The following is a 13,442-nucleotide window of genomic DNA, read 5'->3' as shown; positions in this document are numbered from 1 at the left end:
GATCCTCTTGCCTGTCCGGAACCGGATCAGTTCAAACGCCGCACGACCTGGCCGTCGCTGAGATAGGCGACGCCGGCGGAAACGATGTCATCGCCTTTGTCCAGGCCGGAGCGGACCGGAATGAAGTCACCCATAACCGTGCCGATTTCGACCGGGTTCTTGGACACGGCGCCCGTGTCGGCATCGAATTTCCAGACGTAGGCGCTGCCATCACCGTCGACTGCAATTGCGCTTGAGGGCACCAGGAACTGTTCTCCCAGTTCCAGACCTTCCGGCAGAAACTTCACGGTGACAGAAGCCGTCATGCCGGGTGACAGCTGCTCTGCGCCGTCGCGAGGCATGGCAAGGGTGATACGATAGGTTTGCGCCACATCGTCGACCTGGCTGGAATGCTCGCGGTAGGTCAGCGGAAACAGCTTGTCGCCATAGGCCGGGAACCTTGCCTCGATCGAGGCCACTTCAGACTCAGATACCCGTCCGAACAGCGCCTCGGCAACGTTGATGTCCACCTGCACTTCCGACACATCGTGAAGCCGCACAACCGGTGTGCCGACACTGACCGTGGTGAAATTGTCGACCAGTCGTACAGAGACGATCCCGTCGAAAGGTGCTTTCAACGTGGTGTATTCGAGGTTCTGCTTGGCTTCCTTCAACGTCTCAAGCGCAAGGTCGTGCTTGTTCTTCTGCTCGTCGTAGGCGGACTGTGAGATCACGGAGCGTTCGCGCAGGGTTTCCAGCCGGTCGAGTTCCCTCTTTGCCTGCTCGGCATTGATCGTCGCCTCGCGGACGGCACGGTCGTAGTCAGTCGTGTCCAGCGTGGCGATCAGGTCGCCCTCTTTCACGCGCTGGCTTTCCAGAACCGGAAGCGCAACAAGCTTGCCCGGCACCTGAAAGGACAAGTCGACGGTCTTTACCGCCGCAACCCGGCCCGCGAACCGCCGCTCCAGCAAACCTATCTGGTCTGTCACCGTAAAGATCTTCGCAGGCCTCGGCGCGGCGTGAAGCTTTGCTTCTGCTTCGGAAACCGGATCAACTGCGTCTTCCTGGCAGGCTGCGAGCATCCCCACAGCAAACAGGAGGGCGACCCAACGGCGGATTGGGGCTTTGTGAAGTGCCAGCATTTGGTCTTCCGTTCTAGTCTTGGAGTTGGGTCAGACGCTTGCGCAGTTCCTGAAAAACCAGCGCGCGTTCTTCATCTGTGAAAATCGTGACGCAATGCGCCTCGGAGAAATGCAGACCTTCCAGGCACGCCCAGATTGCCCAGGCTTTGCCGCGGTCGGAAAGTTCGGCTTCGATGGCCGCCTTCATACGGGATTTCACGCCCATGAAGGGTTCACTCAGGTCGGGACGGTCTGCTTTCGTGGCCAGCATGGCCTGCGCAAGATCCCGCTGCTCGCTCAGCCAGCCTTCGGTGACTTCGATCATGGCGCTCAAGGTCGGGCATTCGGAAGAAAGGTTCCGCTCCCGCGCAGCGGACACTTCGGCTTCGAACTGGCCCGCAAGGAATTCCACCATGCCTGTAATCAGCGCGTCCTTGGTGGGAAAGTTATAGAGCACCCCACCTTTCGAAAAGCCGCTTTCCTCGGCCACGGCATCCATGGTGAGGCTTTGCGCTCCCGAGCGTCTCACGACTTCGAGTGCAGCCTTCAGTATTTCCGATTTTGATTCATGCGAGTTGCGTGTCGAACGCGCGGCCATTTCTATACCGTCCAGTCAGTACAGTTTCGCGCTATTTATACCGTCCAGCCGGTACAGACAAGAGGGTACACTGGCATAAGTTCGCCAGCTTTTTCATCCAGCACACACTCGAAGCGTGTCAGGGTAGCCGGACACCGCAAAGACTGGCACGGGCAAGAGCCTGTGCCAACCGACAGAACCTGATTTTTTCGAGATCGATCCAGGTCAAAAACAGGAGCCAGCCGGGAGCCCGGATCAGGCCGCAGCGTTCTTGCGCATAGCAGCTTCGTTTGCCGCCTGTTCTGCGGCGGCAGCTTCCGCCGCAAGCCGCGAACGCTCATTGGCTTCTTCATCGGTACGTTCTGCAAAGGCGATGAATTCATCGGCCGGCATAGGGGCTGCGAAGAAGTACCCCTGGGCAGCGGTAACGCCAAGCTCAAGCAATCGGTCGATCTGCTCTTCCATCTCGACACCTTCGGCAATGATTCCCATGCCCAGATTGTCGGCCAGTTCGACCATGGAATCGACGATGGTCGTCGAGTTGTCGTCCGACCCGATGGTATCGATGAACATCTTGTCGATCTTGATGATGTCGACGCCCAGCTTCTGCAGGTAAGCCATGCCGCCGTGGCCGGTGCCAACGTCGTCCAGCGCCACACGCACACCCAGGGCCTGCAGTTCCGCGATGATCTTGCGGGCAAGTTCCATATCTTCCAGCGGATGGCGTTCGGTCACTTCCACGACGATCTGCTGGAAGGAAATCCGGGACTTTTCGAAGATCGAACGGATGTCAGAAATGATTTCGCGATCCAGGAAGTGCCCCGCGAAAAGGTTGATCGACAGCTTCAGGTCCGGGTTGTCGCCATAAAGGTCGCCGATTTCCTCCGACGACACGCGCATCATGTGGCGGGTCATATCGAAGATATGGCCGTTGTTTTCGGCATAAGCCATGAACTGGCCCGGCGAAACGATCATGCCGTTTGGACGGCGCCAGCGCATCAGGATCTCGCAGCCGCGCAACCGGCCACTCTCGATGTCCATGACAGGCTGATAGTAGGGGATGAACTCACCATTGCGGATCGCGGCGATGAATTCGTCGTCGGCCTCCCGCTCCGGACGCCAGGACAACCAGACGCCGATGGCAACGAACAGAAGTGCAATGCCGGCACAGGCGGCGGCCGCAACAACCTTCAGATCCTGCACGACATTGCCGGCGGCCGAAATCGGTGCGGTGATCGTCGCGACCAGCGGATAAAGCTGCGAGGAGACCTCGACAGACAGGATTTGCGAAGGATCGGTCGCCTCGGAGTTATAACCGCCGATACTGTACCAGAGCAGATTGTTGCCGAGGCGCAGTTCGGCTCTGCGATAGGAGCGCAGATATTCCGGACCGGGATCGATGGCAATGACGGCGGGCGTCACTTCGGCGAACAGACGGGTCTGGTCCTTGAGATCCCAGCTGATTACCGCCGCGCGAGCCCCCAGATAGTTGCGGTCCAGCATGCCGATACCGACCAGCGGGCCGTCTTCGCGCATCGGAGGAAGAACGACCTTCCCGGCCAGATCTCGATCCGGAATGATGCACATGCGTTGACCGGCCGCGTCCGCCAGCCCGATGGCGTCGATCATGCCGTGCTCGACGATCTGTTTTTCGTAGATACCCCGATCTTCGGCGCTACAGGTTTGCACGTCGTCACGGTCCAGTCGCTGCAGCAGGGAGACGGTCGTGGAAATGGCCTCTTCGGCACGATGGATGGCCACATTTCCCATGGCTTCCATTTCGACGACGGCGCGGCGTTCCGCATATTGGTTGAGGATGACGTTGATCGCAAAAAGCGGAGCAGTCGCCAGCGCAAGGGCGATCAGCACCGTTTTTACAAAACCAACATAGCGGAAAGACAAGTCGCAGGCCTGTTCGTGAATAAACTCTTTCTGACCATGGCTGATCTGGGTAAACAAGGACTGAAGATTCAGCAGTTTCATTCAGATCAAAGCGACCTGCCTCATTGCCGTGTTAGCTGCAGGACAGACGAGAAAAAGCCGGACTTCGGGAGGGTTACATGCAGGCATTGTTTATTGGACAAGCCTATATCGACGTTACGTTTTTGACCGACCAACTGCCGACGGGCGACGAAAAGACGATTGCCCGGGATTACGCAATCAGTTTCGGCGGCAATGCCGTTACAGCGGCGTTCTGCTGCGCCAAACTGGGTGGCAAGCCAGAACTGTTGTGTTCGCAGGCGGATGACTGGCTGGCGCGGATGTTCCTGGACATGGCCGCGGCCTACGGCATTTCCATTCACGGGCGCAAGGTGCGCGAGAGTTCGCTCTCCTTCATCATGCCGAAGGGAGGCAAGCGTGCCATCGTGCGCTGCCGCGACAACGAATTCCTGCATCCTTTCCCTCCCCTCACGCTTACCGGCATGAAGGCATTGCATCTGGATGGCCACATGCCGGATGCAGCCCTCCACTATGCGACCACATGCAAGAACCTCGGTATTCTGACGTCTCTCGACGGAGGTGCGGTTCGCGAGAACACGGACGAGCTTTTGAACCAGATCGACATTGCGGTCGTTTCTGAACGGTTCTGCCAGCAGCTTGGCATGTCGACCGGCGAGACCCTGGCGTATTTACGTACCAAGAACTGTCCCGTCGGTGCTGTCACGCTCGGCGACGAAGGCATGGTCTGGTACGAAGCTGGCGGTCCGGACAAGGTTATGCCGGCCCTGAATGTACCTTTGTCGAAAGTGGTCGATTCCAATGGGGCCGGCGATGTGTTTCACGGCGCCTATGTTGCGTCCTATCTGCAATGGCCGGAAAGAAGCTGGGATCAACACTTCCGCTTTGCGCGTGGTGCCTCGACCCATGCGATCCAGCACCTGGGCAACGAAGCCAGCCTGCCGACACTGGAAGACATCGAACGCGCCAACAGCACCTTCCTTGAAAAGGCAGCTGCCTGACACAATCAGCCCCGGTAAAGCACTGGCTACAAGGCCTTTGCGTTTCAACCGGGGAAAGTGTGACGCAGGACATATTTTGTTCGAATAAGCCCGGCTATTGCTTCAACCGGCTTTCGCCTTGCCACACTGTGGAACTTACCCCAGAGTGGGATCACCTCTATTTCGTGGAGATTTTCAATGATGTTTTCCCGTTCGCCCCGGATCGCAGCCGGTCTGACAGCCGCTGTCAGTCTGCTCGCTCTACAAGCCTCTCCGGCTCTTGCCTTCGATCCGTCCGGGAACGAGATTGCCGATGCGTTCCTGTCGCTGCTGGACGCTGAAAAAGGCACCGTCGAGAGCTATGGTTCGGTTGACGAAGCAGGTGGCGCCGTCACGCTCAGCGACATCGTCATCAGCAAGGAAGACGAGGAAGGCGCGAGCGTCACCATCGCTTCCACCGTCCTGACAGGCGGTGAAATCCAGGCTGACGGCCGGCTCAAACTGGCAAGTCTCGACATGAGCAACCTTCAGCTCACGGCGGAGGACGGCGGCATGTCGCTGGCAGACCTCAAGGTTACGGAACTTCTCTTGCCCACGCCGGAAGAAGCTGCGTCCGATACGCCGTCGGTCGGGCCCGGCTACAAGACGTTTGAAGCCAACAGCATCCAGATCCGCGATGAAGACAACCAGATTGCCGACATCACCAAAATCTCCTCTTCGATCGATGCCATGGACGGCGATCTTCCGACGGCGGGCAGTTTCGCCGTGACCGGCGCCACGATTGATGTGAAGGAACTGGAATCGAAGGAAACCAAGTCCCTCACGGATCTCGGTTATGAAACCCTGACTGTTGATGTTGCCGGGTCAGGCAAATGGGATCCGGAAGCAGCCACGCTTGTGGTGCCGGAACTCAAGATCGATGCCAAGGAAGCCGCCAGCCTGTCGCTTTCCTTCTCCATGGGCGGTGTTACCCGGGAAGTGGTCACCCAGCTCAACGAAAAGTCGGAGAAGCCGGAAGAAGCGATGGCACTACTACAGAACGTGACCATCGAAAATGCCAAGATCCGGCTGGACGACGCCTCTTTGACCGGACGCGTTCTAGATCAGGAATCGAAAAAGGCCGGTGTTGACACGCCAACCTATGTAGCTGGCCTCACCGGCACGCTGCCGATGATGCTTGGCATGCTGCAGAACAAGGAACTGGAAGGCAAGGTCGCTCAGGCTGTGACCCAGTTCCTGAACACCCCAGGTTCGCTGGAACTGACGGCGGCACCTGGTGCACCGGTTCCCCTGTCCCAGATCATGGGAACGGCGATGTTCGCGCCCCAGATGATCCCGCAGATCCTTTCGGTCGGCATTACCGCCAACCAGTAACTCTGCCTTCAAACAGCAATAAGCCCGGACCTTGTCCGGGCTTTTCTTGTTTATGCGTTCAAAAATGCAAGTTTACTCGGCTGCTTCGTTCCGGCTCTGGAACTGCAGTTCGCACAGGCGCCGATATATACCGTCGTGCTCGAACAATTCGTCATGCGTGCCGCTTTCAAGGACGCGCCCCCTGTCCAGAACGAGTATCTTGTGCGCGTGGCGAACCGTGCTGAGCCGGTGGGCGATCACAAGCGTCGTGCGGCCTTCCATCAGTGTTTCGAGCGCGGATTGGATCTTGGCCTCGGATTCAGCGTCGAGAGCGGAGGTCGCCTCGTCCAGCAACAGGATCGGCGCATCAAGCAGCATGGCGCGCGCGATGGCAACCCGCTGACGCTGACCGCCGGACAACCGGCCGCCACCGTCGCCTGCCAACGTGTTGTAGCCTTCAGGCAATTCGAGGATGAAGTCATGGGCGTTTGCCGCCTTTGCCGCCGCCTCGATCTCTTCCTGCGTCGCATCGGGCCTGCCGATTGCGATGTTGTCGCGGATGCTGATGTTGAAGAGGTAGGAGTCCTGACTGACGTAGGCAATGTTACGGCGCAGGGAACCCATCGTCACCGATTTGATCGGCTGACCGTCAACGGAGATCGTACCTTGCTGCGGATCGTAGAAACGCTCGATCAAGGCAAAGACCGTTGATTTCCCGGCGCCGGATGCACCAACCAGTGCCGTTGTCTTGCCGCCCTCAGCAGTCAAGGTCAGCCCGTTCAGGGCAGCACCTTCGCCATAGGAGAACTTGACGTCCTTCAGTTCGATCTGCCCGCTATCAACCTTGAGGTTCGGTGCATTTTCGACCTGCTCCAGATCCGGCTGCTCGTCGATCAATTCGTACATCAGACGAACCCCGACCAGCGCCTTGCTGAGATTGACATTCAGGCGGGCCAGACGGCGCGCCGGATCATACGCAAGCAACAGGGCAGTGATGAATGCGAAGAACGCGCCGGGATCCTTGCCCAGTTCCACCACCGAATATCCACCGTAGAAGATAACCAGTGCGATCGCGAACCCACCGAGGGATTCCATCAGCGGGGATGTCCGCGCCGTTAGCGCCGCAATCTTGTTGGACTGGCGCTCGACTTCAGAGACGGATGTCGCCATCCGCTGCTGCATCGTCTGCTCCATTCGGAAAGCCTTGACGATGCGAATACCCAGCACGGTTTCCTGCAGGGTCGAGCCGATCTTGGCGTTCGAAACCACCTGCCGCTTGGCGTAGGTCTTCACCCGCTTGACCAGAAAACTGACACCGACGACGATCGGCGGCATGATCACCAGTGCGAGCAGGCTCATCAGGGGATCCTGGACAATCATCACGCCGACGAGACCGATCAGAGTCAGAATATCCCGGCCAAGGCTGAGCACGATCATGTCGATGACCGAACGGGCACTGCCGGCACCCGTGTTCACGCGAATGCCCAGTTCCGGCAGGGACATCCGGTCGTAGTAGGCCTGGTCCTGCATGGTGAGCCGCTTGAACAAGCGGTTCTGAAGGTCGGCAACAATCGCGTTGCCTACCCTTGAGAGAACGACCATCTGACCGTAAGTCGAGGCGCCCTTGAGGGTGAAGATGCAGATGACCGCTCCGGCGATGACATAGATCATCGCCTTGTCGCGGCTGATGAACACCTCGTTGATGACATCCTTCATGATCCAGGCACTTGCGGCGGTCGTCGCCGCTACCATGCCCATGAAAACGAAGGCCACCATGTAGCGTGGTATGTAGGCCCGGAGATTTTCGCTCAACAGGCGCTTGATGACTTGGACCGTGCCATCCGGATCGTTCCAGATCTCCCATTTTGCAGGGTTGAGCACTGTAAGCCGCCTTTCCAAAAACTCGCTAAGCTTAGCATGACTGAGGCCGGCTAGGCCGGCCTCAAGCCTCTGTTGCAGAGGGTTATCCCTATTTAACGGTTACCCGCAAGTAGGTTGTTATCAGGCGTCCGGCAAGTTCAGACGCAAATGCAGATCGCGAAGCTGAGCCGATGTCGCTTCGCTCGGTGCGCCCATCATCAGGTCTTCCGCCTTCTGGTTCATCGGGAAGAGCATGACTTCACGGATGTTGGCTTCATCAGCCATCAGCATGACCATGCGGTCGATGCCGGCCGCGCAGCCGCCGTGCGGAGGAGCGCCATACTGGAATGCATTGACCATGCCGCCGAAGCGCTTGTCGACTTCCTCAGCCGGATAGCCGGCAATTTCGAAAGCCTTGTACATGATCTCCGGCTTGTGGTTCCGGATCGCGCCGGAAACCAGTTCGTGACCGTTGCAGGCCAGATCGTACTGATAACCGCGAACTTCCAGAGGATCGCCTTCCAAAGCTTCCATTCCGCCCTGAGGCATGGAGAACGGGTTGTGTTCGAAATCGATCTCGCCGGTTTCCTCGTCGCGCTCGTAGATCGGGAAATCCACGATCCAGGCAAATTCGAACCGGTCCTTGTCGGTATGGCCGAGCTCTTCGCCGATGATGACACGGGCCTTGCCTGCGACCGGCTCGAACTGCTTCGGCTTGCCGCCGAGGAAGAAGGCCGCATCACCGACGTCGAGACCCAGCTGGGTGCGGATCGCTTCAGTGCGTTCCGGACCAATGTTCTTGGCCAGCGGACCGGCAGCTTCCATGGAACCGTCTTCAGCCTTGCGCCAGAAGATGTAGCCCATGCCCGGCAGGCCCTGCTCCTGGGCGAACTTGTTCATGCGGTCGCAGAACTTGCGGCTTCCACCCTTCGGTGCCGGGATAGCGCGGATCTCGGTGCCCGGCTGCTCCAGCAGCTTGGCAAAGATTGCAAAACCGGATCCTGCAAAATGCTCGGAGACGATTTCCATCTTGATCGGGTTTCTGAGGTCCGGCTTGTCGGTGCCGTACCAGAGCGCTGAATCCTTGTAGGAAATCTGCGGCCAGTCGCGGTTGACCGGACGGCCGTTGCCGAAACGCTCGAAGCAGCCTGCAATCACCGGCTCGATGGTATCGAACACGTCCTGCTGGGTGACGAAGGACATTTCCATGTCGAGCTGGTAGAAGTCGGTCGGTGAACGATCGGCACGCGGGTCTTCATCGCGGAAACACGGCGCGATCTGGAAGTACTTGTCGAAGCCGGAGACCATCAGCAGCTGCTTGAACTGCTGCGGTGCCTGCGGCAGGGCGTAGAACTTGCCGGGGTGCAGACGAGACGGAACCAGGAAGTCACGCGCGCCCTCAGGGGAAGATGCCGTGATGATCGGCGTCTGGAATTCGTTGAAGCCGATGTTCCACATGCGGTCACGCAGATCGCGCACCACATTGGAGCGCAGGATCATGTTCTGGTGCAGCTTCTCGCGGCGCAGATCCAGGAAACGGTACTTCAGACGAACTTCTTCCGGATAGTCCAGATCACCGAAGACCGGCAGCGGCAGTTCCTTCGCCGCACCCAGGATTTCCATCTCGCGGATGAAGACTTCAATGTCACCGGTCGGAAGTTCGGCGTTGATGGTTTCGTCAGTACGCTTCTTCACGTTGCCGTCGATGCGGATACACCATTCGGAACGCACGGTTTCGGCCAGTTTGAAGGCCGCAGAGTCGGGGTCGACCACGCACTGGGTGACACCGTAGTGATCGCGCAGATCGATGAACAGCACCCCGCCATGATCGCGGACCCTGTGGACCCAGCCGGAAAGACGGATAGTCTGGCCTTCGTCGGACAGACGGAGGTCACCGCATGTGTGACTACGGTAGGGGTGCATTCTAATTCCTCGACATTTTTCTTGGCATAGAAAATCGTTACGGCCCGCTGGAGGCAGGCCGAGTCCGGCTGCACAATCCATGTTGCGGGACGAAAGTCAAGGGAAAGGCTTGCGGTAGGCTTGCCTCTCCCCTTTTGAACGCGAAACGGTTCGGGAATTTCTCTCAGGCGTCGACTGCTTGCAACAGTGGATGCCACTGGCCGCGGATCTCGTGAGAACTGGCATCGGAATAGTCGAATACGCCAGACCCGGCTGCGGCATGGCGGGCATATATCACCCGATCAGAAATCCGGGCAAGCAGCGGATAGCCCTTCTTGGCGAGCAACTGCTCCAGATCGGCAACCTGGTTTGACCGGCGATCGATCCGGTTTGCAACCACGTGAATATCGGCCTTGCCCTTGCGCACGCGCTTGATATCGGAAATGCCGTCGAGAAACTTCAAGGTGGCGTCCCAGTCGAAGGCGGATGCAAGCACCGGAACGATGATATCGGACGACTCCGCAATCAGGTTCTTGGCCAGCTCCGATCGAAGCCCGCCGGGTCCGTCGATGACAATGGCGTCCAGATGCTTGTCCTTGTCACCGATAGCCTCCTCCTTGCTCCAGTTGAGACCTTCGATCTGCGCCAGGCCCTTTGGGCGGCGCTTGACCCAGGAAAGGCTCGACTTCTGCCGGTCCGCATCGGCAAGTGCAACATCTTCGCCACGGGCGGCGAGCGCAACGGCAAGATTCGTGGCGAGGGTCGTCTTGCCGCAACCGCCCTTTGAATTCACCACCAGTATCTTGCGCATTTCCACTCCCCTGTGTGTTCTTTTGCGGACGCTCGCTTAAGCTTCAACATAGGCGCACAAAATGCGCCTTTTCAAGAGCTTCAAGCGCGAAAATTACCATTTCGTGGCGACAAAGCGGCAGAACTCGGGTATAGCTGTCCGTCACCATGCATGTGATTACAAAAACAAAAGATCTCGCCGCTGCGTGCCAGCGTCTTGCCGCTCATGATTACGTGACTGTCGACACGGAGTTTCTCCGTGAGACAACCTTTTGGCCCAAGCTCTGCGTCATCCAGATGGCAGGGCCTGACATGGCCTTCATCGTCGATGCCCTGTCCGAAGGGCTGGACCTTGAGCCCTTTTTCGAGCTTATGCGCGACGGCAATGTGACAAAAGTTTTTCACGCTGCCCGCCAGGACATCGAAATCATCTATCATCTGGGAGAACTTATCCCGGCCCCGCTGTTCGACACTCAAGTCGCGGCCATGGTTTGCGGCTTTGGTGATTCCATTTCCTACGACCAGCTTGTCTACAAGGTGACCGGTGCCCGGATCGACAAGTCGTCCCGCTTCACCGACTGGGCCCGCAGGCCGCTGACGGCAAAGCAACTGGATTATGCGCTGGCGGACGTCACGCATCTGCGCGACGCCTATCAGTTCCTGAAAGCGAATCTCGCCGAACAGGACCGCAGCCACTGGGTTCAGGACGAAATGCAGGTGCTGACATCCATCAACACCTACCGTACGGATCCCGAACAGGCCTGGAAACGGCTGAAGCTTCGAGTGCGCAAGCCGGTTGAACTGGCCGTGATGATGGAAGTTGCAGCCTGGCGCGAACGGGAAGCGCAATCACGCGACGTTCCGCGCAGCCGCGTCATCAAGGACGATGCCATCTACGAGCTCGCAGCTCAGCAGCCCCAGGACGCAGAATCGCTCGCGCGCCTCAGGACCATTCCGCGCGGCTTCGAGCGTTCAAAGTCCGCAGACGAGATCCTGAAAGCCGTCAGACGGGCCGTTTCGCTTCCCAAGAACGAAATGCCGAAACTGCCGAAAGGTCGACAGGCACCGGACGGTTCAGCGGCCGCTGTCGATCTCTTGAAGGTTCTTCTGAAACTTGTCAGCGAAGCACATGGCGTTGCTGCCAAGGTCATAGCCACGGTGGATGATCTAGAAAAGATTGCCGCGGATGATGCTGCCGATGTGGCAGCCATGAAGGGCTGGCGGCGCGAGCTTTTCGGCGAAACCGCGCTCAAGCTGAAGCGCGGCGAAGTCGCCCTCGCCTTCCAGGATCGTCAGATCGTCGCAATTGATCAACCGCGGCAGGCGAACGTTGAATCGGAAGCGGCAGAGTAAACTCTGCCGCCTGCCTTCTCAGTCTCAGTTTCGAAGCACCCCAGAAATCAGCCGGCGTTTACAGCAACATCGATATCGATGACCTTGCTGAGCTGGTTCGCACGCTTGCGCAGGCGTTCACCGTCGAGATCGGCAAGGTCCTTGCCGAGATCCAGCGACAACCCTGTTTCCGATTTGGTGATGCCGACCTTCGGCAACATGCCGGCAATGGAAGCACTCAAAAGAGAAGCCACCCGCATGGTAGCGCCAAGAACCTTGGCGCGTATGCGCAGACGGTCCGTAAACAGCTCCCGGATGACCGGCGAAAGATCGCCCTCGCGCAGACCCTGGTGGCGATAGAAAACGGCTGCAGCAAGATAAGCGCGACTGGCATGATCCAGCCCGACGAAAGATGCGTTCGAAATGATATTGAGGCTCTGCTCGCCGCGATAATCGGGATGGGCGCGCCAGCCGATGTCAGAGAGAAGACAAGCCGCGTGGCGAAGCCGTGTCTCGTTGGCGGTTTCCTCGATGCCAAGCTCCTTGAACAGCTTGTCCGTCCAGACAATCAGCTCTTCCGCGTGCGCAGGTGAGCGCGCACGCAGCGTGCACAGCTCGCGCGCAGCTTCAATCACCGGGTCATGAGCCTGCATTTCCGAAGGCAGCTTTTCATGGAGCAGGCCTTCACGAACACCGGTTGCGGAAAAGACCAGGCGCTCCGCCTTCATCGACGTCAGTACCTGTTCCAGCACGACTGCACCGATCGGCACCAGAGGACGGCGCTGTTTGGAAACGATCTCCGCCAGTTCCACCCCTTCAAGGTTGGGAATGGCGATACGCTTGCAGAAGGCAATCGCCTCTTCCGCACTGATTTCATAATTGTGCATCACGTGCAGCGGATAATTGTTCTGCATCAGATGCAGACGGCCCAGCGACCGCCACGTGCCGCCAACGGCATAGAATGTCCGTTCACCGGGAGCCAGGTCAGGCCACTGAAAGTCCTTGAGAGCCGCTTCGGTAATCTTCTGCGCCTTGGCGATCTTGCCTTCGGCCTCTTCCGAAAGCCGCAGCCCGCCAAGGGGGAACGTCGCTCCCGTGCCGGGCTTGTTGTCGGCAATTTCCACCAGCTCCAGACTGCCGCCACCCATGTCGCCGACAATGCCGCGCGGCTGCCAGAACCCGGCAATCACACCAAGAGCCGAATAATAGGCCTCTTCATTGCCATCGAGGATGCGAACAGGAGCCTCCAGAAACCGTTCGACCTCACGCACGAAATCAGGCCCGTTTTCCGCATCGCGCGCCGCAGCCGTCGCCACGATGTAGATGTCCTGGCATCCGGTATGCTTGATCAGGGTCTTGAAGCGGGTCAGTTCACCGAGCGCCAGACTGACGGAATCGTCGGCCAGACGGCCGGTCGCGGCAATGCCCTTGCCAAGCCCTGCCAGCAGCTTTTCGTTGAACAGCATGGTCGGCGTGCGGGCCTTGCGTTCGTAAATCACGAGGCGCACGGAGTTGGAGCCGATGTCCACGACTGCGACAGGTCCGGACCCGTTGAGCCGGCCACGTGCCGGATGAAACTCAGCAGTCATG

General features: G+C 58.6%; 10 protein-coding genes. 3 read left to right on the top strand and 7 right to left on the bottom strand.

Annotated features, from left to right (window positions below; translation table 11 throughout):
• Window positions 1–26: 26 nt before the first annotated feature.
• From ACYQ6M_RS11710 to ACYQ6M_RS11700, 3 genes are all read right to left on the bottom strand, one after another.
• Window positions 27–1,121, bottom strand: a complete 1,095-nt coding sequence (locus tag ACYQ6M_RS11710) for an efflux RND transporter periplasmic adaptor subunit (protein WP_460073927.1) — start codon at window positions 1,119–1,121, stop codon at window positions 27–29.
• A gap of 13 nt (window positions 1,122–1,134) precedes the next feature.
• A complete protein-coding gene (locus ACYQ6M_RS11705; protein ID WP_023004031.1) occupies window positions 1,135–1,698 on the bottom strand; it encodes a TetR/AcrR family transcriptional regulator in 564 nt (187 codons plus the stop codon).
• 234 nt (window positions 1,699–1,932) lie between these two features.
• Window positions 1,933–3,660, bottom strand: a complete 1,728-nt coding sequence (locus ACYQ6M_RS11700) for an EAL domain-containing protein (protein WP_023004030.1) — start codon at window positions 3,658–3,660, stop codon at window positions 1,933–1,935.
• Window positions 3,661–3,737: 77 nt separating this feature from the next.
• On the opposite strand from ACYQ6M_RS11700, the gene ACYQ6M_RS11695 reads away from it, so the two are divergent.
• Window positions 3,738–4,637, top strand: coding sequence for a sugar kinase (locus ACYQ6M_RS11695; RefSeq protein WP_023004029.1), 900 nt, complete (start codon window positions 3,738–3,740; stop codon window positions 4,635–4,637).
• Window positions 4,638–4,814: 177 nt separating this feature from the next.
• On the top strand, window positions 4,815–5,990 hold the full coding sequence (locus tag ACYQ6M_RS11690; RefSeq protein WP_460073923.1) for a hypothetical protein: 1,176 nt from the start codon (window positions 4,815–4,817) through the stop codon (window positions 5,988–5,990).
• Between the two features lie 72 nt (window positions 5,991–6,062).
• On the opposite strand, the gene ACYQ6M_RS11685 is transcribed toward ACYQ6M_RS11690, so the two are convergent.
• The 3 genes from ACYQ6M_RS11685 to ACYQ6M_RS11675 all read right to left on the bottom strand — a co-directional run bounded on the left by ACYQ6M_RS11685 (window position 6,063) and on the right by ACYQ6M_RS11675 (window position 10,542).
• The gene (locus ACYQ6M_RS11685; RefSeq protein WP_460073920.1) at window positions 6,063–7,850 is read right to left on the bottom strand and encodes an ABC transporter ATP-binding protein; all 1,788 of its coding nucleotides are present in this window, start codon (window positions 7,848–7,850) and stop codon (window positions 6,063–6,065) included.
• A gap of 120 nt (window positions 7,851–7,970) precedes the next feature.
• Window positions 7,971–9,752 (bottom strand): aspartate--tRNA ligase, encoded by a 1,782-nt coding sequence (gene aspS / locus ACYQ6M_RS11680; protein ID WP_023004026.1) that lies wholly within the window; start codon window positions 9,750–9,752, stop codon window positions 7,971–7,973.
• Window positions 9,753–9,915: 163 nt separating this feature from the next.
• Window positions 9,916–10,542 carry a ParA family protein gene (locus tag ACYQ6M_RS11675; protein ID WP_031270746.1) on the bottom strand — a complete coding sequence of 209 codons (627 nt, stop codon included), beginning with the start codon at window positions 10,540–10,542 and terminating at the stop codon, window positions 9,916–9,918.
• Between the two features lie 146 nt (window positions 10,543–10,688).
• Here ACYQ6M_RS11675 and rnd point away from each other — a divergent pair, with 146 nt between their 5' ends.
• Window positions 10,689–11,873 carry a ribonuclease D gene (rnd, locus tag ACYQ6M_RS11670; protein WP_023004024.1) on the top strand — a complete coding sequence of 395 codons (1,185 nt, stop codon included), beginning with the start codon at window positions 10,689–10,691 and terminating at the stop codon, window positions 11,871–11,873.
• 47 nt (window positions 11,874–11,920) lie between these two features.
• Here the strand turns inward: rnd and ACYQ6M_RS11665 are convergent, their stop codons facing one another.
• The gene (locus ACYQ6M_RS11665; protein ID WP_228868619.1) at window positions 11,921–13,441 is read right to left on the bottom strand and encodes a Ppx/GppA phosphatase family protein; all 1,521 of its coding nucleotides are present in this window, start codon (window positions 13,439–13,441) and stop codon (window positions 11,921–11,923) included.
• Window position 13,442 lies beyond the last annotated feature (1 nt).

The sequence above is a fragment of the Roseibium sp. ROS1 genome, from assembly GCF_054658215.1.
The sequence above is the reverse complement of the archived record's forward strand: the minus strand, read 5'-3'. Positions and strand labels throughout refer to the sequence as shown.

Bases quoted from the DNA above. Each gene is read 5' to 3' on its own strand.
- ACYQ6M_RS11710 (WP_460073927.1), bottom strand. From the start codon at position 1,121: ATGCTGGCACTTCACAAAGCCCCAATCCGCCGTTGGGTCGCCCTCCTG.
- ACYQ6M_RS11705 (WP_023004031.1), bottom strand. From the start codon at position 1,698: ATGGCCGCGCGTTCGACACGCAACTCGCATGAATCAAAATCGGAAATA.
- ACYQ6M_RS11700 (WP_023004030.1), bottom strand. From the start codon at position 3,660: ATGAAACTGCTGAATCTTCAGTCCTTGTTTACCCAGATCAGCCATGGT.
- ACYQ6M_RS11695 (WP_023004029.1), top strand. From the start codon at position 3,738: ATGCAGGCATTGTTTATTGGACAAGCCTATATCGACGTTACGTTTTTG.
- ACYQ6M_RS11690 (WP_460073923.1), top strand. From the start codon at position 4,815: ATGATGTTTTCCCGTTCGCCCCGGATCGCAGCCGGTCTGACAGCCGCT.
- aspS (WP_023004026.1), bottom strand. From the start codon at position 9,752: ATGCACCCCTACCGTAGTCACACATGCGGTGACCTCCGTCTGTCCGAC.
- ACYQ6M_RS11675 (WP_031270746.1), bottom strand. From the start codon at position 10,542: ATGCGCAAGATACTGGTGGTGAATTCAAAGGGCGGTTGCGGCAAGACG.
- rnd (WP_023004024.1), top strand. From the start codon at position 10,689: ATGCATGTGATTACAAAAACAAAAGATCTCGCCGCTGCGTGCCAGCGT.
- ACYQ6M_RS11665 (WP_228868619.1), bottom strand. From the start codon at position 13,441: ATGACTGCTGAGTTTCATCCGGCACGTGGCCGGCTCAACGGGTCCGGA.